The 20,094-nt window shown below is 45.0% G+C and carries 20 protein-coding genes; 13 read left to right on the top strand and 7 right to left on the bottom strand.

Annotated elements, in window-relative coordinates; translation table 11 throughout:
• Positions 1-15: 15 nt before the first annotated feature.
• A complete protein-coding gene (locus BMW79_RS03505; protein WP_177192025.1) occupies positions 16-1,446 on the bottom strand; it encodes a sensor histidine kinase in 1,431 nt (476 codons plus the stop codon).
• A gap of 193 nt (positions 1,447-1,639) precedes the next feature.
• Here BMW79_RS03505 and BMW79_RS03500 point away from each other — a divergent pair, with 193 nt between their 5' ends.
• Complete coding sequence (locus tag BMW79_RS03500; protein ID WP_089890627.1) at positions 1,640-2,422, top strand: GLPGLI family protein; 783 nt, start codon at positions 1,640-1,642, stop codon at positions 2,420-2,422.
• A gap of 43 nt (positions 2,423-2,465) precedes the next feature.
• On the top strand, positions 2,466-5,357 hold the full coding sequence (locus BMW79_RS03495) for an outer membrane beta-barrel family protein (RefSeq protein ID WP_177192024.1): 2,892 nt from the start codon (positions 2,466-2,468) through the stop codon (positions 5,355-5,357).
• A gap of 77 nt (positions 5,358-5,434) precedes the next feature.
• Here BMW79_RS03495 and BMW79_RS03490 read toward each other — a convergent pair whose 3' ends face one another.
• Positions 5,435-5,716, bottom strand: a complete 282-nt coding sequence (locus BMW79_RS03490; protein WP_089890620.1) for a hypothetical protein — start codon at positions 5,714-5,716, stop codon at positions 5,435-5,437.
• Positions 5,717-5,929: 213 nt separating this feature from the next.
• On the opposite strand from BMW79_RS03490, the gene BMW79_RS03485 reads away from it, so the two are divergent.
• On the top strand, positions 5,930-6,823 hold the full coding sequence (locus BMW79_RS03485) for a hydroxypyruvate isomerase family protein (RefSeq protein WP_089896761.1): 894 nt from the start codon (positions 5,930-5,932) through the stop codon (positions 6,821-6,823).
• Between the two features lie 56 nt (positions 6,824-6,879).
• Positions 6,880-8,343 carry an amino acid permease gene (locus BMW79_RS03480; protein ID WP_089890616.1) on the top strand — a complete coding sequence of 488 codons (1,464 nt, stop codon included), beginning with the start codon at positions 6,880-6,882 and terminating at the stop codon, positions 8,341-8,343.
• On the opposite strand, the gene BMW79_RS03475 is transcribed toward BMW79_RS03480, so the two are convergent.
• The 3 genes from BMW79_RS03475 to mqnC form a co-directional block, all read right to left on the bottom strand.
• Positions 8,340-8,882 carry a GNAT family N-acetyltransferase gene (locus BMW79_RS03475; RefSeq protein ID WP_089890613.1) on the bottom strand — a complete coding sequence of 181 codons (543 nt, stop codon included), beginning with the start codon at positions 8,880-8,882 and terminating at the stop codon, positions 8,340-8,342. The genes BMW79_RS03480 and BMW79_RS03475 overlap by 4 nt on opposite strands.
• A 139-nt stretch (positions 8,883-9,021) precedes the next feature.
• On the bottom strand, positions 9,022-9,624 hold the full coding sequence (locus BMW79_RS03470) for a hypothetical protein (protein ID WP_143059059.1): 603 nt from the start codon (positions 9,622-9,624) through the stop codon (positions 9,022-9,024).
• Positions 9,625-9,831: 207 nt separating this feature from the next.
• Positions 9,832-10,956 (bottom strand): cyclic dehypoxanthinyl futalosine synthase, encoded by a 1,125-nt coding sequence (gene mqnC / locus BMW79_RS03465; protein ID WP_089890606.1) that lies wholly within the window; start codon positions 10,954-10,956, stop codon positions 9,832-9,834.
• 135 nt (positions 10,957-11,091) lie between these two features.
• Between mqnC and BMW79_RS03460 the strand changes: the two genes are divergently transcribed.
• The 9 genes from BMW79_RS03460 to BMW79_RS03420 all read left to right on the top strand — a co-directional run bounded on the left by BMW79_RS03460 (position 11,092) and on the right by BMW79_RS03420 (position 18,362).
• The gene (locus tag BMW79_RS03460; RefSeq protein ID WP_245752366.1) at positions 11,092-12,324 is read left to right on the top strand and encodes an aspartyl protease family protein; all 1,233 of its coding nucleotides are present in this window, start codon (positions 11,092-11,094) and stop codon (positions 12,322-12,324) included.
• A gap of 61 nt (positions 12,325-12,385) precedes the next feature.
• Positions 12,386-13,258 (top strand): aspartyl protease family protein, encoded by an 873-nt coding sequence (locus BMW79_RS03455; protein WP_177192023.1) that lies wholly within the window; start codon positions 12,386-12,388, stop codon positions 13,256-13,258.
• A gap of 69 nt (positions 13,259-13,327) precedes the next feature.
• Positions 13,328-14,566 (top strand): M16 family metallopeptidase, encoded by a 1,239-nt coding sequence (locus tag BMW79_RS03450; protein ID WP_089890601.1) that lies wholly within the window; start codon positions 13,328-13,330, stop codon positions 14,564-14,566.
• Between the two features lie 43 nt (positions 14,567-14,609).
• Positions 14,610-15,890 (top strand): M16 family metallopeptidase, encoded by a 1,281-nt coding sequence (locus BMW79_RS03445; protein ID WP_089890599.1) that lies wholly within the window; start codon positions 14,610-14,612, stop codon positions 15,888-15,890.
• Between the two features lie 83 nt (positions 15,891-15,973).
• Positions 15,974-16,315, top strand: coding sequence for a type II toxin-antitoxin system RelE/ParE family toxin (locus BMW79_RS03440; RefSeq protein ID WP_089890596.1), 342 nt, complete (start codon positions 15,974-15,976; stop codon positions 16,313-16,315).
• A gap of 10 nt (positions 16,316-16,325) precedes the next feature.
• Positions 16,326-16,652: a helix-turn-helix domain-containing protein gene (locus tag BMW79_RS03435; protein WP_089890593.1), complete on the top strand. Its 327-nt coding sequence runs from the start codon at positions 16,326-16,328 to the stop codon at positions 16,650-16,652.
• A 13-nt stretch (positions 16,653-16,665) separates the two neighbouring features.
• On the top strand, positions 16,666-17,469 hold the full coding sequence (locus BMW79_RS03430) for a class I SAM-dependent methyltransferase (protein ID WP_089890589.1): 804 nt from the start codon (positions 16,666-16,668) through the stop codon (positions 17,467-17,469).
• 4 nt (positions 17,470-17,473) lie between these two features.
• A complete protein-coding gene (locus tag BMW79_RS03425; protein WP_089890586.1) occupies positions 17,474-17,875 on the top strand; it encodes a lysozyme inhibitor LprI family protein in 402 nt (133 codons plus the stop codon).
• An 85-nt stretch (positions 17,876-17,960) separates the two neighbouring features.
• Entirely contained in the window at positions 17,961-18,362 is a 402-nt protein-coding gene (locus tag BMW79_RS03420; protein ID WP_089890583.1) for a lysozyme inhibitor LprI family protein, read from the top strand.
• Between the two features lie 47 nt (positions 18,363-18,409).
• On the opposite strand, the gene BMW79_RS03415 is transcribed toward BMW79_RS03420, so the two are convergent.
• Together BMW79_RS03415 and BMW79_RS03410 are read right to left on the bottom strand one after the other, a co-directional pair.
• The gene (locus tag BMW79_RS03415) at positions 18,410-19,549 is read right to left on the bottom strand and encodes a formimidoylglutamase (RefSeq protein WP_089890581.1); all 1,140 of its coding nucleotides are present in this window, start codon (positions 19,547-19,549) and stop codon (positions 18,410-18,412) included.
• 120 nt (positions 19,550-19,669) lie between these two features.
• Entirely contained in the window at positions 19,670-19,918 is a 249-nt protein-coding gene (locus tag BMW79_RS03410; protein ID WP_079471515.1) for a hypothetical protein, read from the bottom strand.
• Positions 19,919-20,094 lie beyond the last annotated feature (176 nt).

The following is a 20,094-nucleotide window of genomic DNA, read 5'->3' as shown; positions in this document are numbered from 1 at the left end:
ATCTCTTTTGTAAGGTTAAGCGGAAGGGATGATGATGGTGAATTCACTGCCTTTATCCGGCTCACTCTGCACATGAACAGCCCCTCCATGCATTTCCACGATTTTCTGCACATAACTGAGCCCCAGGCCAAATCCTTTTACATTATGCAGGTTGCCCGTAGGTACCCTGAAAAACTTATCAAAGATACTTCCCTGGTAAACTTTCGGGATACCGATGCCGCTATCCTTTACGCGGATCTTTAAGATACCATTTTCCAGGCTGGTTTGCAGGTATAATTGCACCTGGTCTCCCGAATACTTGATGGCATTATCTACCAGGTTATTGATGGCATTAGCCAGGTGTGTTTTATCAACATATACCGTTTTGCCGGCCAGGTTATTATCATACCGCAGCTGCAACTGCTTTCCAGCTTTCAGCTGATGATTTGAAAGAATATTATCCACTACTTCGTTGAGATCTGTTTCTTCCCGGAACAGTTCAATATCTTCCTTTTCCTCTGCAGCAATATGCAGTACTTTTTCTACCAGGTCAGATAGCCGCTGCAATTCATTCTTGGAGATATCGAGGTAGGTTTGTGTTTTGCGTTGATCATTGAGCGCATTGAAATTCTGCAACGCTTCAACAGCTGCAGACACAGTAGCGATAGGCGTTTTCAGCTCATGCGTCATATTGTTGATAAAATCATTCTTTACTTCCGACAGCTTCTTTTGCTTAAGGATGGTTCTCAGCATATAGATAAAACTGAGGGTCGTAAGCACCAGTAATACCAGGGAACTAAGCAGGGTCCAGATCATCTTCTGCAATATAAACTGCAGGGGAGAATCGAATGTAGCCTGCACAAAGAGATTGGTACCGGGATTGAAGGGAATCTTGGCGGTTTGCCGGGGCTCCCGTTTGCGGATACTGTCTCTGAATGATTCCCGGTCAAAGCCGCTGAAACTGAGGTGAATGGTATCCATCACATATGGGGTAGCTATCTGCCGGTTGGCCAGTTCTACCCGGAATACGGAATCCAGTTTTATCAGATTGGTACTATCGTTATGTAAGTTACTGGTAATGAGTATTTCAGAGATCTGTCGGGCCAGGGTATCCACATATATTTTGCTGGGTGAATCGCCATGAAAAGATTCCGGCGGTGGTCCCGGATAACGGTCATACGATTTAAAGCGTCTTCCCTTGGGCATGCCTATTTCTTCCAGTTGATCCGCCAGCCCGCGCATCGGCTTTTGCAGGGAGTCTTTATCCTTTCCAAAATACCGGATATAACGACGCACATCAGAAAATTGTTTGTTGAACACTGCCATGCGCAGCGATTCATTGATTTCCTTGCTGAATTGTTCTTCTCTTAATTTATAGGAATTGTACAGCCAGTATCCCTGGAACAGAAATATGCCCAGTATACAGACAGACATGAGGATGAGGATATTTCTGATTCTTTGTCGCATGAACGTTTTTAAGATCCTTACAAAACTATCCATTCCCTAGGGAATAGCGGGCAATCCCTTAACAGTAATTAACAGTAAATAAGGAAGATTAACGCTTTCTTACCGTACTTAACAGTAAATAACAGTAAATAAAGCTTTTTAACCCAAAAAATGAAAGTGAAGGTTCACATTTGTACTACAAAATCAATCAGGTATGAACCGAACTATCCGTTTACTTTTCGCAGCGGCCACGCTGCTATCGGCTACCAGTCCGTTATTTGCTCAGCAATCAGGTGTTATTGAATATGAAGTGACTGCCAAAACAGACCCCGAACGTATGCGTGCATTTCAACGTGGTGGCGATGATGCCCCCGAAATTCCGGATGTCATCACTTTCAAACAGGTATTTACTTTTGCCGATGGTATCGGCAAAATCACCACCGAGCGCCCGGATGGGGGCGGCTTTGGCCGTGGAAGACAACGTCCTGACGGTGATACCAGCAACCGTCGCAGACCCGGAGGCCCCGGTGGCATGGGCATGGGACCAAGAGGCAATAACGCACAATACGTAGATCTTACCAATAAGAAGTACGAACAGGTATTCAGCACTTTTGGCGACGATAAGAAAACTTATTACACAGAAGAAGATTTCATCTTTACCGCTAATAACAAGTCGTCCGACAAAACAAAGAAAATAGCCGGATACACCTGCAAAAAGGCCACCATACAGCTTAAAGAAAATACTTACACGGTATGGTATACCACCGATCTGCCCTTCAGCTTCTCTCCGGTAAACGGATTATTGCCCGATAGCAACGCCGTGGTCCTATCTGCCGAAGGCAGCAAAAGAGCTTTCACTGCAAAAAGCGTTAGCCTGAAACCTGTAACAGATGCGGATCTTAGTATTCCCGCCGGAGCAGAAAAGGTAACACAGGAAAAATGGAGAGAGATCAGAAAAGATGAAATGGAGAAATTACGTAAGCGGCAACAACAATAGTAAATTTCAACCTAACTTTCCCCCTTTCCTGCTAATTTCATTTATGAAGAAACTTATACAACTCTTGCTGATACTGGGTTTGGGCATGATACATGCTCAGGCCCAGGCGCAACAAGGAAAGATTAAAGGCCAACTAACTGACTCCACCTCCCGGGAAGCCATGCCGGCTGCCACTGTGGTACTGTTGCACGCGAAAGACTCCACCGTAGCCAGTACTACCATGACAGACAACAAAGGAAACTTTGAACTCAGCGGTATTGCAGACGGCGCTTACCGCCTCTACGTCAGCTTTCTCGGTTATAAAGCCGTCAATAAACCTCTGCAGATCAACCAGGAGAACCAGCAGCTCACACTCGGCAATATCGCCATGGTGCAGAAAGGCGTTACCCTGAATGCAGTAGAAATTCTCGATGAGAAACCACCCATTGTTGTAAAAAAAGATACCCTTGAATTTAATGCCGATGCATTTAAAACCCGTGAAAATGCAGTGGTAGAAGACCTGTTAAAAAAGCTACCAGGTGTTACGGTAGATAAAGACGGCGCCATTACTGCACAGGGAGAAACCGTTACCCGGGTGCTGGTAGATGGTAAACCTTTCTTCGGTAATGATCCCAAACTCGCCACCAAAAACCTTCCAGCCAATATTATTGATAAAGTACAATTGATAGACAGAAAATCTGATCAGGCGCAGTTCACACAAATCGACGACGGGCAAACAGAAAAAACCATCAACATCACCATCAAAAAAGATAAGAAAAAAGGAATGTTTGGCCGCGCTACGGCCGGCTATGGCACCGATGACCGCTATGGCGTTTCCCTTAGCCTCAACCGCTTCCGGGACAACCAGCAGATGTCATTGCTCGGCGGTGGTAACAACGTTAACAACATGGGCTACACCCAGCAGGATGCCATGAGCTTCAGCTCCGTTGGTGGCGGCGGCAGAGGAGGTGGTGGTGGCCGCGGCGGTGGCATGCGTGGTATGCAGCAAAGTCTTGGTGGTGGCAATAACACCGGTATCACCCGCAACTGGAACACCGGCTTCAACTTTAACCAGGACTTCAGCAAAAACCTGATCTTCAACGGCAGCTACTTCTTTAACGATACGAAGACGGATATGGAGCAGAAAACTGCGAAACAAACGTTCAGTACGGATAAAGCAGGCAATGCTACCACCAACTACGATAATACCACGTCTTCTTCGCAGACAGACAACAGCAATAACCGCTTTAGTGCCCGCGTAGAATATACGATTGACTCCTTTCACTCTCTCATTTTTTCACCCACGTATTCCCTCACCAATGGCAATACCTACAGCGTTACAGAAAACCTGTCGCTGAATACCAACAAGGATACGCTGAACAGAGGGCTTACCTATAATGATGGCCAAGGAACCAATTCCAACTATGGCGGATCTTTATTGTTCCGTAAAAGATTTAAAAAGCCAGGACGTACACTCAGTGCGAATTTCAACTATAACAACAGCACCAACGACCAGCAGAATTATATAAAGTCCAGCATCAATTATGTTACGGCCGATAGCCTCGTTACATTTAATCAAAAAAACCAGGTAAACACCGACAGCCGCAACGAAGGCGTGAACCTCACGTACACAGAGCCTTTGGGAGGAGACCGTTACCTGGAAGCCAATTACGGTATTACCAAATACAACAGCACCAGCACAAAGTATACGTACGATTATGATAATGCCAAAGGTGAGTATAATATCATGAACGACTCGCTGAGCAATGCTTTTACCAACAGCACGCTGAACCAGCAGGCCGGATTCGCAATACGTACCAACAAGCTGAAATATGACTACTCCATAGGATTGAATGTACTGTTCAATAATCTTGATAACACTACGCATTCCTTTCTCACAGGGAGAGATAGCCTGATCACACAACACACCATGAACTTTTCGCCACAGGCATCTTTTAACTATACATTTTCCAAAAACAAACGGTTACGGATCAACTATAACGGAAATACCCAACAGCCTTCTGTACAACAGCTGGCGCCGGTTCCCGATAATAGCAATCCACTGTACATACAACTTGGAAATCCAGACCTGAAGCCGTCTTTCACCAATAATATGAGCGTGAACTATAACACATTCAACAACACCACATTCCGGGGAATGTTTGCGCGGTTAAATGGCGCCTACACGGTGAATAAAATCATTAACGCTACTACGCTGGATCCTGAAACCGGTAAACAAACCGTAAGACCAATCAACGTAAACGGCAACTACAGCATCTCCGGATCGGTACACAATTCTATCCCGTTGTCTAAAACGCCAGGCCAAAACCTGAATACCGGAACCTCCGTGAGTTATAGCAAAGATGTGATTGTGAGCAATGGTGTAAACAGCAATACCACTTCGTTGCAGCTGTCGCAATCCGCCAGTGTGAATTACATGTACAAAGAATTATTTGACATATCACTGGGCGGCAGCGTGAATTACAATGCCAACAACTATTCCCAGCAAACGACCGCCGGTGCTAACAACACCCGGTATTTCGATTATAATCTCAATACCGATTTCAATGTAAATCTGCCACTCGGATTCATGATCGGTAGCGATATTACCTGCACCATGAGCCGTGGCCGCCAGGCGGGATACAACCTCACTTCCACCATGTGGAATGCTAACGTATCCAAGTATGTATTTCCTAAGAAACAAGGGATGATCAAAGTACAGGGATTCGACCTGTTAAGGCAATATATCAGTGTATCCCGTACCGTGGCAGACAACTATATCCAGGATGTACAGAGCAATGTATTGCAACAATATTTTATGGTGAGTTTCACTTATTTCCTGAACAAATTCGGGGGTAATAATAAAGGTGAAAGAGGCGGCCGTATGGGCGGATTTCCCGGCGGCGGACCTGGTGGCAGAGGAGGCGGTGGTGGTATGAGAATGAGAGGCCTGTAACCATCTTAAACGTATAAAAAGAAGGGCACTATTAATCGTTATGATTAATAATGCCCTTTGTTATTTTAGTGCATCTTTTAAATAGACATCGTTCTTCTTGGCGCCATTACCCGTTTCAATATCCACGCAAGGGTAAAGGTGGGGATGATATCCGTTCCCGGAAATAATTCTTCCATAAAATTAAAGACGCTACCAAAAGTACCAATGGAGCCACCAAACATACGGTAGAAAATGATGGCCGAAATCGGGGCCCAGATGAGATCACTTACGTCGCCCAACACCGGAACGGCATAACTGGCGCATCCCAAAAGGTCCATTACGATACAGATCCATAAACTGGGAGTATATTTTTTTTCCATATCAACCTCCGCTTTTCAATACATAAACAAATTACTTACCAAATTCCGAAACTACCTGCAATTTACCATATAAACGCAGGATGACAGCGGTTGGTTCTACGGAAAAAGGAAAATCAGTACTTCCACGTTCTTTTTCACCCCAAAGAAGAGCCGGGGTTTGCTATTAAGCGTAAATTCTACTATTTTAACAGCAGTTATAAAGCAAACACTTTTATGCACCAGGAAAACTCACGCCGCGATATGATTAAAAAAGTCGCCACTATGGCATTCGCCTCCACCGCGTTATCATCTCTTTCCACCAGGGTAGCCGCACACGATCTGGCAGTAGATGAAAAACTGAAAGGAAAAATCAACCACTCGGTATGTGCCTGGTGTTATAATCTTCCACTGGATGAACTCTGCAAAGCCGCTAAAAAGATAGGCATTCATTCTATTGACCTCGTTGATCCGAAAGGCTTCGACACACTGAAAAAGAATGACATGATCACCGCCATGGTGGCTTCAAATGGCCCGGATTGGGGTATCACCAAAGGCTTTAACAAGATAGAGCACCACGATAAACTGGAAGAATATTTCAAATATTATATAGATGAAACCGCAAAAGCTGGTTTCTCCAACCTGATCTGCTTCTCGGGCAACCGCGATGGTATGAGCGATCAGCAGGGCATTGAAAACTGCACCAAAGGCCTGCAGCGGGTAATTGGCTATGCCGAAAAGAAAAAAGTGACCCTGGTGATGGAGCTGCTGAACAGTAAAGTGGATCACCACGACTACCAATGCGATCATACCGCATGGGGCGTAGAACTCTGTAAATCATTGGGTTCTCCTAATTTTAAACTGTTGTACGACATTTATCATATGCAGATCATGGAAGGGGATGTGATCCGTAACATCCGCGACCACCACGAGTATATTGCGCATTACCATACCGGAGGCGTACCGGGTCGTCATGAAATTGATGAAACCCAGGAGCTGTACTACCCGGCCATTATGAAAGCTATCTACGAAACCGGGTTTAAAGGTCACGTAGCCCAGGAATTTATCCCGGCTCACAAAGACCAGATCGCCTCGCTGCGTCAGGCAATCGGGATCTGCGACCTGGCTTAAATTCGTAAATATATCCTACTTTCGCGACCTAGTCCACTAAAACAGTAGGGTATACAATGAAGCAAAATTATAAAAAGCCTTTGTCATGGCTGCTCAATGAGTCGGCCGATGAAAGTAAGCATACACTCAAGCGTACGCTGAATGGCTTTCAGCTGTTAATGCTGGGACTGGGTGTTATTATCGGCGCGGGGCTATTTTCCCTTACGGGACCTGCAGCCGGTAATAATGCCGGACCTGCCGTTACGCTTTCCTTTGTGGTAGCGGGCATTGGCTGTGCATTTGCAGGCCTTTGTTATGCCGAATTTGCCTCCATGATTCCTGTTGCCGGAAGTGCATACACTTACGCTTACACCACCATGGGAGAGCGTCTGGCCTGGATTATCGGCTGGGATCTGGTACTGGAGTTCTCCGTAGGAGCAGCCACAGTAGCCATCAGCTGGTCGAACTACCTGGTCGAATTCCTCAGCCGGTACCACATTTATATCCCTGCACAATATACCCGTTCTCCTTTTGAAACATTCAAGCTGGCAGATGGCACTACCGTACATGGCTACTTCAATTTACCGGCAGCCCTGGTGATCATCCTGATGTCAGCCATCCTGATGCGTGGCACCAAGGGATCTGCCATCTGGAATGCAGTGGTGGTGTCACTCAAAGTAGGCGTAGTACTCGTTTTCATTGCCCTTGGCTGGAAATATATACAGCCGGCCAATCTCACCCCCTATATTCCAAAAAATACAGGCACCTTCGGTGAATACGGTATATCCGGTATTCTTCGTGGCGCAGGCGTTATTTTCTTTGTATACCTGGGTTTCGATATCGTGAGTACTGCCGCACAGGAAACCAAAAATCCACGGCGCAATATGCCGATTGGTATCCTGGGATCCCTGGCTGTTTGTACAATACTCTTCATTCTTTTTTCGCATGTACTCACCGGGCTGGCGCCTTACAAAGAGTTTAAAAACAGTGCCGCCCCCGTAGCCATTGCTATTGCGCATACCCCTTATAACTGGCTGGCCCAGGCCATTATCCTGGCTATCATAGTGGGTTATACTTCTGTCATCCTGGTGGATCTGTGGGGGCAATCGAGGGTGTTTTACAGTATGTCGAAAGATGGATTACTGCCCAGGGTATTTTCGGAGGTGCATCCCCGTTATCGTACTCCCTGGAAATCCAATATCCTCTTCTGTGTATTTGTGAGCTTGTTTGCCGCACTGGTACCTATCAGGGTAGTGGGGGAGATGACCAGCATAGGCACGCTGCTGGCCTTTGTGATCGTGTGTGCAGGCGTATGGATCATGCGTTATTCCATGCCGGATGCGCCCCGTGCCTTCAAAACGCCCTGGGTACCTTTTGTACCCTTCATGGGTATTCTTACCTGCGCATTGATGATGGCTTTCCTGCCATGGGATACCTGGTTGCGCCTCATCGTGTGGATGGCCATAGGCATGGTGATCTATGAGTTTTACGGAAAGAAAAACAGTAAGGTGCGGAAAAGTCTGAATGAGGTGAAGGACTAGTATTTCCAGTCCTGCCGCAGTATGCCCATCACCACCATATCCACATATTGCCCGTGCAGTTTGGCGCTGTGGCGTAGCGTTCCCTCACGGGAAAATCCGAGCTTAATGGGGATTTGCGCGCTTCGTTCGTTCTGTAATACGAAGCGGATTTCTATTTTATTCAGGTGCAATTTCCTAAAGGCAAAAGAGATTAATCCTTTGCAGGCGGCAGTGGCAATGCCTTTGCGCTGAAAGCTTTCGCCTATCCAGTAACCTATTTCTGCCTTCTGCAGCTGATGATCCCATCCATGCAGGTCAATAACGCCACAGAACTGATCTTCGTACCACACACCCAATGCGATAGCTTCCTGTTCTTCTGCCTTTCGGAGCATCAGCTGTATAAAGCGCAGCGAGTGTTCTTCGTTGGTGTTGTAATCTACCCAGGGTAAAAACTTACGGAGACTTTTTCTTGATACATCCAGTTGTTTATAGACCAGTGGGGCATCCTGCACTTGCAGTTGCCGGAGGAATATGTTTTCATTAACGGTTATTTCGAACATAGCTGGATTTAAAAGGGCGTTAAACTTACATCGATTTCATGTAAAATCCAACCTGCCGGCAGCAAAATAGCCGTTCATTTTTAGTTTTGGTGTACAAAAACTAAAAACAAGCGGCTATTAATTCTTCACTTACTATCGTTTACTGCTTTGCTAACAATTGTTGTTTCGCCATATCTTTTACTACCTGTTGTGCGTACAGAACGGCCATTCTTTCTGTTGTTGGCGGATCGAAAGACTGTGACTGTACAGAGTACAACATCTGTCCGCTCTTAAGATCATACAGGTTACCTTCCCATTGATACTTAGTGTTGTAAGTATAATATCCGGGAGCATATAACCTGGAAGACCACATAGAGTAATAAGGCCAGAAGCCATAATAGCCGTAAGGTTGATAGTTGGGAACAAAATTCCTTTCCCTTCCTTTATCGAGCATTACGATGGTCATGATCTGGTTTACATCACTACCCTGTAATTGCTGTATCACCTGCTTTTCTGTCATCTTGTTCATTCCATTGGGTCCGTAGGTCTGCAGGGCAGATACGGCGTTATATCCCTTTCTCTTCAATTCTGATACAGTATAATTTTCCATCTGGCTGCGCAGGGTACGATCTTTCTGAGGTACCAATGCCATTACCATTATTTTGTTATCCTTCTGCAGTTGCTGTGCATCATTGGAACGCCAGGAAGACGTTACCTTGGTGCTTGAGCAGGCTGCCATGGCTATGATTGCAAATCCTGCCATGATAAGACCCAGCTTTTTCATATTCCCTCCTTTAGTTTATTAGTGAGATTGTATCTGTTAGACGTAGAACGAAGCATTTTGTAACATCTACAAGACAGTTTTAACAATTCTTTGATGCTTGTTAATAATTTGCTAATGAGGCATTTATGCACAATAAAAAAGGGCATCCCGGTTTCGGAATGCCCTTTTTCTATGGAGATGATTTTATTAGTAGTTGATCACCTGTTCTTCAATCGCTGCCGGAAGGTCTCTGAAAGCGTACAGTTGTGTACGTAACTGCGGCTGGAAGCCAGCTTCGCGGATTGCTTCCTGCATAGACAAATAAGTGAAACGGTGTGGTGCACCTGCGGCACTTACTACGTTTTCTTCGATCATGATAGAACCAAAGTCGTTAGCGCCTGCATGAAGACAGAGTTGTGCCACCTGTTTACCCACGGTTAACCAGGAAGCCTGGATATTTTTGACATTCGGCAACATGATGCGGCTCATGGCGATCATGCGGATGTACTCTTCGGCGGTAGTCATGTTGTGTACACCACGAATCCTGGCCAGCAAGGTATCCACATCCTGGAAAGTCCATGGGATGAAGGCGGTGAAGCCATAATGCCCTTCCGGTTTTTCGCTCTGTACCTGCCGGATATCGACCAGGTGTTCAAAACGCTCCAGCACTGTTTCTACGTGGCCAAACATCATGGTAGCAGAAGAAGCAATATTCAGTTTATGTGCTGCCCGCATCACATCCAGCCATTCCTGGGCGCCGCATTTTCCTTTGGAGATCAGGCGACGAACACGATCGTTCAGGATTTCAGCACCGGCACCGGGCAGGCTGTCCATTCCAGCTTCCTGCAGGGCGCGCAGTACTTCTATGTGCGTACTTTTCTCCAGTTTCGTGATATGCGCTACTTCGGGGGGCCCGAGCGTGTGCAACCTTAACTCCGGATATAATCGTTTCAGTTCTTTGAAGAGATCTACATAGAAGCTGAGTCCCAGCTCCGGATGGTGACCTCCCTGTAACAGCAACTGGTCGCCACCATATTTCAGGGTTTCTTCTATCTTCTTTTTATATTCTTCAATGGGAGTGATATAGGCCTCTTTATGGCCCGGAATGCGATAAAAGTTACAAAACTTACAGTTGGCCGTGCATACGTTGGTAGTATTTACGTTCCTGTCTATCTGCCAGGTCACCTTTCCATGCGGTACCTGCTGCTTCCGCAACTCATTTGCGATCTCCATCAATTCCGCCAGCGGTGCATTTTCAAACAGGTAAACACCCTCTGCTGCTGTCAGAAATTCGAATTGTTGCGCCTTTTTATATAAATCCTGAAGTTCCATATGCTTTGTTTCTAACTCGGAATAACTTTAACAAAGGTAGTATTTCGGCCAATAACCGCCTGTAATAAAAATATTTTATACGAACGCTTTTTAATGTTAAATTTATAGCAATACACACCCCTGTATCAACCAAGTATGCTAAGATCAATTCTGTTACACGTTATGCTGCTTATGGCAGCCGCCGCCGGCATATCAAGTAGCGCACTAGCCGGAAATGCCACGTTAGACAACGATAGTACTCGCGAAGCTATGCTGATCACACGCTTCCATTTCAAACAGTATTATGGGGGAGTAGTAGTTATCCAGGCATTGGTTGGCGATTATCCCGACACTTTACAGTTTATTCTCGATACCGGCAGCGCCGGCATATCGCTCGATACCACCACCTGTGTACGACTGGGCATTAAAATGGAGCCCTCTGACCGTATCATCAAAGGGCTGGGCAGTTCCAAACCGGTTTCCTTCGCCAGGCATCATTCCCTGAAGCTTCCCGGGTTGCAGGTAGACAGTCTGGATTTTCATATCAACGACTACGAGCTGATCAGTCAGGTGTACGGTATTCAGGTAGATGGTATCATCGGATACAGTTTCCTGAGCAGGTATATTGTTACCATAGACTATGACACAGAAGAGATTATCGTTTATTCCAAAGGACGATACACTTATCCCAGAGGTGGTCAACTATTGCGACCATCTCTTACCCAGATTCCCCTGATATCTGCACCGCTTAAAAATTCGGTGCGCACCATCAATAACCGCTACTATTTCGATACCGGCGCCGGTATGTGCCTGCTGCTCTCTTCACAGTTTGTAAACGACAGCAGCGTATTACAGGGAAAGAAACGCCGTACCAAAAAGATTATCCAGACAGAAGCCCAGGGGTTGGGAGGTAAAATGACAATGTCGCTCACCACTGTTACGGAATTCCGCATCGGCAACTACAATTTCAGGAATGTTCCTACTTATGTGTTTGATGATAAAAGTAACGTTACCGCCTATCCTTTTCTTGGAGGCATGATCGGAAACGATTTGCTGCGCCGTTTCAACATCACACTCAACTATGGCAAGAAGGAGATTTATATGCTCCCCAATACGCACTTCCGGGATATGTTTGATTATTCCTATACAGGTCTGATCATTTACCTGATCAATGGAAAAGTAGAGGTAACCGATATTATCAAAGGTTCTCCGGCTGAAAAAGTGGGCTTCCGGAAAGGCGATATTATCATGGGCATCAACAATAATCTGGGGCCTAACCTCCAACTGTTCCGTGAATTATTGAAGAATATCGGGACCAAAGCCACCTGCCTGGTGAGCCGCGACAAAGAAATACTCATCAAAAGATTGCCAATAAAAAGTATTCTTTGACGTTATTTGTGTCATGTGGCGCTTTTTATTGACAGTAACCATTTTAATCAGCTGTGCCCTTATGCCTGCCTATGCCCAACGCAGAGGCTCGCCCACAGCAGCAGCAACAGATAATACCAAGCCAGTAGCCATCATCCCTTTTCAACTTGTGAACAGGCAGGTGATCATTCCGGTGTTGGTATCCGGCAGTAAAGACACCCTTCATTTTATTTTTGATACCGGCGCAGAAGTAAGCATTCTTCATACTACTACCGCTGCCCGCCTGCAATTGAAAAGTGCCGGGAATGCGTTTATGACCGGCACCAACAACGCGATGGCCAAAACAGATATGGCCACTATCAATGCCCTTTATCTGAAAGAACTACGCCTCCCTTATGTAAAGGTATACCTCGAAAACCTGAGTAACCTGGGCCCAGTAGATGGCATCATTGGCGTAGCACTCCTGAAATTGTATATCGTAAAAATCGACTACCGTTCACAACAGATTGTACTGTACAAACAGGGCAAAACCCCTGTCAACAACGCTGGCCGGCTACTGCATTTCCAGCTTAATTTCAGTACACCTGTCATCGATGCATCCATCCAGCTGCCCGATGGACGCAGACTTCCCGGCCACTATCATATTACCACCGGGGGCGATTACGGCATTCTCTTTAACTGGCCCTATGTCGATAAAAATAAACTCAATACAGTTCTTCCCACTACCAACACCGACAGGGTACAGGATATGCTGAAAGTGTTGTACTATATCAATAGTTCGGTTCCCTCACTGGAAATGGGCGGCCACAGCATCGCCGCAGTACCTGTCAGCTACAGTAAAGACATAGACGACCTGGGCGTATTTACTGAAGTAGCCGGATCTATCGGTTATGACGTCTGGAAAGACTTTACCCTCACCATCAATTACGACCGGAAAGAGTTGTACCTGGAGTAGCTTTTTGCCGTTTTGAGCTAAAAGCTAGCCGTAATTCCCTATTTTTACCATATTGACCAATAAAAAGATATGATCCATTATAATAAGTTTACGCTGGCAAACGGACTGAGAGTAATTGTTCACGAAGACCATACGACGCCCATGGCGGTAATAAATGTGCTGTATGATGTAGGAGCGAGGGATGAAAATCCGGCACAGACGGGCTTTGCCCACCTGTTTGAGCACCTGATGTTTGGGGGATCCATCAATATTCCATCTTACGATGAGCCGCTACAGATGGCCGGTGGCGAAAACAACGCCTACACTACCAGCGATCTGACCAACTACTATATTCAACTTCCTGCTGAAAATATAGAAACCGGTTTCTGGCTGGAAAGCGATCGTATGTTGTCGCTTGCTTTTGATGAAAAAAGCCTGGACGTGCAACGTAAAGTAGTTTCCGAAGAATTTAAGGAACACTATATCAACAAGCCTTATGGAGACGTATGGCATAAAATGCGCGAGCTGGCTTACACCACCCATCCATATCGCTGGATGACCATTGGTAAAGAACTTTCTCATATAGAAAATGCGAAACTGGAAGATGTAAAAGCATTTTTCTTCAAGTATTACCGGCCGGTAAATGCCATCCTCGCGGTTGGCGGCAATGTAACCGTTGACCAGGTGAAAGCCCTTGCAGAGAAATGGTTTGGCGATATTCCTTCCGGGGAAAAATACCAGCGCAACCTGCCTGCTGAACCGGCACAGGAAGCGGCACACAAACTGGATGTAAAGGCCAGCGTACCACTGGACGCGCTGTACAAATGCTATCATATGTACGCCCGTACCGATAAACGCTATTACGCGGCAGACCTCATCTCCGATATCCTCGGCGGTGGCAGTTCTTCCCGCCTGCACCAGGTACTGGTAAAAGAAAAGAAACTATTCAGCAATATTGATTGTTATCATTTTGGCAGTCTGGATGCCGGTTTAATGACCATAGAAGGTAAACTGGTAAAAGGCGTAAAAATGAAAGACGCAGAAAAGGCGATTCAGATAGAACTCGAAAAACTGCAAAACGAAGTCATTTCAGAAAGAGAACTGCAAAAAGTAAAAAACCGCGTAGAAAGTCAGCTGGCTTTCGAAGACATGAGTTTACTGAACCGCGCAAATAACCTCGCATTCTATGAACTGCTCGGCGATGCCGCATTAATGAATCATGAATTCGAAAATTATGAGGTAGTAACGGCAAAAGAAATACACGAAGAAGCGAAACTGCTGCTGGACGAAAAGAATTCCAACACCATTTACTATTACGCTGCAAGCTAATGCAGCGGCTTGTTTACAGCCCTCACCCTTTAAATAAGACACGATGAACAGAACGATTGCCCCTCCCATTAAAGATGCGGTGGATTTCGATATAAAACTGAAGCCATATGAACAGTTTAAACTGGACAATGGTATTCCTGTATATGTAATGAAATCTGATGAACAGGATACATTACAGCTGGAACTGGTATTCCCGGCAGGCAGCTGGTATGAGAGCGAAAGCCTGGAAGCCGCTGCTACCAACTTTCTCATGAAAAACGGTACCAGCAAACACACCGCACAGGAAATCAACGAAAGCATAGATTATCATGGCGCTTACCTTAACCGTAATGCGTATCATGAAAATGCTACCTATACACTGCACTGTTTAACCAAGCATACAGAAGTGTTGCTGCCGGTATTACAGGAAGTGATCCAGGACCCGATATTCCCGGAAGAAGAATTGAACCTGTACAAACAGAACCAAAAGCAAAAACTGGCTGTAAACCTGCTGAAATGCGATTTTGTAGCCAATCGCTTTATTGATAAATACCTGTTTGGAGAATTTCATCCATATGGCCGCGTAAGCTCCATGATGGCATACGATGCATTGCAATCAGAGAGCCTACACGCTTTTTACAGGAAGCATTACACATACAACAACTGTAAAATCTTTATTGCCGGTAATTTACCTGCTAATATCATCCCGCTGCTGAACCAGTACTTCGGCACTACGCAATGGAACGGCGATACCCACCTGGTAAAGCTGGACCTGCCTATTCAGCCGGCGGAAGAGAAAAAGTTCAGGATCTTCAATGATGAAAATGGCGTACAGGGTGCCGTGCGTGTTGCGCGTCATTTTCCGAACCGCTACCATCCCGACTTTCCAAAGATGCTGGTATTAAATACCATTTTTGGCGGTTACTTTGGCTCCCGCCTGATGAGTAATATCAGGGAGGAAAAAGGATATACCTATGGTATCTATTCACAGCTATATAATTTCCGTCAAACCAGCGCGCTGAATATCCAGACCGAAGCCGGTCGCGATGTTTGTGAAGCAACAATCGATGAAATCTATAAAGAGTTGCTGCGCCTGCAGAATGAACCCGTTCCGCAGGAAGAACTGGACCTGGTCCGCAACTATATGATCGGTTCCATTCTTGGTGATCTGGATGGCGCCTTCCAGTTAATTCAACGTTGGAAAAATCTGATACTGAATGATCTGGATGAGAATTATTTTTATAATAATATCAAAACGATTAAAACCATTACCGCAGAAGAATTACAGCAACTGGCGAAACAATACTTTACGCCAGGTGATTTTTATGAACTGGTGGTGATTTAAATAAGATAAAATTGCTCTATAAGCCCCACGAAAAGTTTCCATTAATGGAAACTTTTCGTATTTTTGGGTAAACCATATCGTCCATGTTTGAACCCAGATTTAAGGTGCTGTTTCTAGCGCCCGCCGCTCATTTCTTAGATGAATTGGGCACAAAAACCAGAGAAAAAATATATGCCAATATTAGTAAATGCAGATATCTTAATGATCCGGAACTACTAAAGAAAGTACGGGACGATATCTGGGAATTCAGGACTTATTACGGAGGGCTTCAATACAGAATACTTGCATTCTGGGATAACTCGTCCTCTGAGCAGACATTAATAATCGCTACCCACGGATTTATTAAAAAGCAAGACAAAATCCCTTTAAAAGAAATCAATCGCGCAATCAGTCTGAGAGAAGCGTATTTTCAGAATAAGTACTAAACCGCAAAACATGAAAAAGAAACCCTTAAAAACCTTTACGCTCGAAGAACAATTGGATAAACATATAGGTCCTGCAGGAACTCCCGAAAGAGAAAAATTTGAATTCGACCTCCAGATGGACCTGCTTGGCGACATCATCAAAAAGGCCCGCCAAACACAACACCTCACACAGGAAGAACTTGGCACCCTGGTGGGAGTACAGAAAGCACAGATTTCAAAACTGGAAAACAATACCACCAGCGCCAGGCTGGATACCATTCTCAAAGTATTCAATGCATTAAAAGCCAAAGTAACTTTTAAAGTGCAATTGGAAAATGAGGAGTATCTTTTCATTTAGAAAGACAATTAACATGGATACATTACCTGATTATATACCAACAAATAAGGAACTCTGGAATAAGCGTACAGCCGTTCACGTAGACTCTGATTTTTATGATATGCCCGGCTTTCTTAGTGGTAAAAGCTCTTTGAAAGAAATAGAGCTGCCTCTGCTGGGAAACATAACCGGCAAACAGATACTGCATCTGCAATGCCATTTCGGGCAGGATACCTTATCGCTGGTCAGAATGGGCGCCATTGCAACAGGCGTGGACCTTTCCGATGCTGCTATTGCAAAAGCGAATGAGCTGTCCCGGCAATTGGAACTGGAAAATAAAGCCAGCTTTGTTTGCTGTGACCTCTATAGCGCCCCGGAACATCTGACAGGAACCTTTGATACCGTATTCACGTCTTACGGCACTATTGGCTGGTTACCGGACCTGGATAAATGGGCGGGGGTAGTTAATCATTTTCTGAAACCCGGCGGCTCCTTCGTGATGGCTGATTTTCATCCAGTGATCTGGATGATGGATGATAACATGCAAAAGCTCTTTTACTCCTACTTTAACACGGAAACAATTATAGAAGAAACAGAAGGAACCTATACAGACCGTGATAGCAATATTCAGCATGCATCCTATTCCTGGAATCATCCGCTGAGTGAAATAGTAACGGCGCTAACGGCGCAGGGATTGCAGCTACAGGTACTCCAGGAATTTGATTATTCTCCCTATAATTGCTTCCGGAATACGGTGGAAAAAGACGGGCGTTTTTATATCAAAGGATTGGAAGGAAAGCTACCAATGGTATATGCATTAAAATTTTTCAAACCTTAATCATATGAAATCTTTATTCCTTTTTCTTTTACTGACGACGGGCAGCCTGGTGGCTTTTTCACAAACACAGTCGGCTATGAACAAACAGGCAGGACAGGATTATAAAGACGCAGATAAAAAGCTGAATGATATTTACCAGCTGATACTGAAAGATTATGCTGCAAATAAAGCATTCATCAGTAACCTGAAAGATGCACAGCGGATCTGGATACAGTTTCGCGATGCACAGGTAAAAGCCATGTACCCGGCGGCAGCTAAAAACTATGGCAGCGTATTTCCGATGTGCCGCGCCAATTACCTCACCGAGCTTACACATCAGCGCACAGAAGCGCTACGGGTATGGCTCAATGGCCTTCCACAGGGCGATGTATGCACCGGCTCTATCGGCGACAAAACAGGTAATTAATCAGATAGGGTACCCACTGAACGGCATTACTGATATTATTATATTTTAAAATATATTTAGTATCTTTGCCATTCACACAGTCCCTATGCGAAACCTGATCCTTCTTCTGGCGATCTTCCTGTGTTCAAAAGCGTATTCACAATCATCACCAACAGCGCTGGACACACTTGAAAACCGCTACCAGCAATGCCTTGGCAATAGCCACCAAATGTACAGCTGCGCAGTTACTTACTATAAGGAACTCGACAGCTTATTACATCATACCCTGCAACATCTTTATTCGAGTTTGAATGTCAACCGGCAGCAAAAATTACAGACAGAGCAACAGGCATGGGAAGAAAAGAAGGAGGAATATTTTAAGAAGATAGATGAAAGGGTAGAAAAGATGCATAAACGCACCATGGAAGGATTGGATGATGAAATGATTTCTACCGACAACAAAGCGGCTTTTCTCAAAGAAAGATTAACTACCCTGCTCAATATTTAAGTATGCTCACCGGAACGGTTATACGCCTTTCCGGTGAGCAGCATGTTTTATAATCTTTCCTGGTGACGCAGCCAGCGTTCCGGCATTTCATTGTTGCTGGCCATCAGGTAGTCGTTGTAAGCGCAGGGCACAAATTCACGGTCTGGTAACTGCATCCACCAACGTCCGGTTTTCTTACTCTTCAGGAAAACCGTTTCTATATCGGAGAAGGCTATATGAAATTCCCAGAAAGCATCCCGATCGTCCAGTAATGCTTCTTTGTTTTTTACGGCACGTCCATCCATAAAATACCACATCATCTGTGAAATCTGGCGGGCAGTTAATTGTTCTTTATCTTTTTCCGGACGATATCCATAGATGCCGAAAGAGGAGAGACGGCTGCTCATACCGGCGTATCTGGCCAGGGAACAGGCTTCTTCTCCACTGAAGCCATTCGGTGAAAGCTGATTGGCGGGCGCATCTGTGTGCCTGATAATATTGATGTCCAGGCTAAACATATCCGAATGCCGTAATACCGGTTCTGCCTCTTCCATGTTTTCACGGATACGGCCAAGGCGATAGCAATCGAAGCGGAGTTTGTCGAGCGTTTCTAACATCCTCGGATGCACGAAATAGCTTTGAAAGCCGATATGATTATAATGCCGGAGATAGTTAGGCTGTTCTGTAAGAATATCCATTAAGAACCGCTCGCTGCGTATATTGGAGTCTTCTTTTAAATCAATCAGCGCGTCGGCTACAGTAGCTTCAATAATTAATTGCTGCGACGCATAGGCCTTATATTGCGGGTAAGTAAGATCGTGGGAACCACCGAGGATAATCACTGTTTTATTGGCGGCCAGCAGTTCAGCGATGACTGTTTTCATGGCAGCATAAGCATCTGCGAGAAACGCGCCAGGCAAAAGATTGCCTACATCTGCGAGTTTAATATCGCGGTGCCAGTTGTACAAGCGGAAAAATTCGCGGCGTATGGCGTCCGGGCCACCGGTATTGGTTTTACCGGAAGTACTGCCTCTTTCTTCTCCTACACCCAGCAGGATGATATCTGCTGCGTCTATATCCGGGTGATGGTCTTCTTCGTATACGTCAATAATACCGCCCACCTGGAATGGATCATATTCCTGGTCATCGTTTAAAAATGCCTTTGAAACAGGATGTAGGAAATCCTGCAGATGCAAAAAATCTGCCATCAGTAAATTGGGTTTAATTGATGGCAAACGTACAACAAGAATTTAAAAAAAAGCAAAACCGGACAGATAAGGGCCAGCAGACCAAAGCTACTATAACGGGAATTTGTAGAGGTAAAGCTACTAGTTCTTGTGAATAATAAATTCGAAAGGCTTATGCGACTTACGTGAAATTGCTTTTTCCAGCACGGTTCGTTTGCTGGTAATCCGACTCTTGTTACAATCCATAACTTCCATAACTGCACAGAGATAATCCATCGTCTCAATCAACGAAAGCATTTCGCTGATTTGTCTCACCGCAGATTGTATCTGCTGCTCCGTGTACCTATCTTCATGTAGCAGGATTAATAAATCTCTATCTACAGGTTTCATGAATAAAAAATTTGACTGTTCCCCGAAATATTGTTTGGCCAGGTATCAAGGATAATTCAAAAAGATAAGGCAAAATTGTTAGTCATTTGTGTCGTCGTCAAAGTCGTTGTTTAGTTATCAAACAGATCTTTATTAGTGCATTCTTTTTTTATTCATGGTAGGACAACCGCAATCGT

The organism is Chitinophaga arvensicola, assembly GCF_900110835.1.
Lineage (GTDB): Bacteria > Bacteroidota > Bacteroidia > Chitinophagales > Chitinophagaceae > Chitinophaga > Chitinophaga arvensicola.
This window is presented reverse-complemented; position numbering and strand designations above follow the sequence as displayed.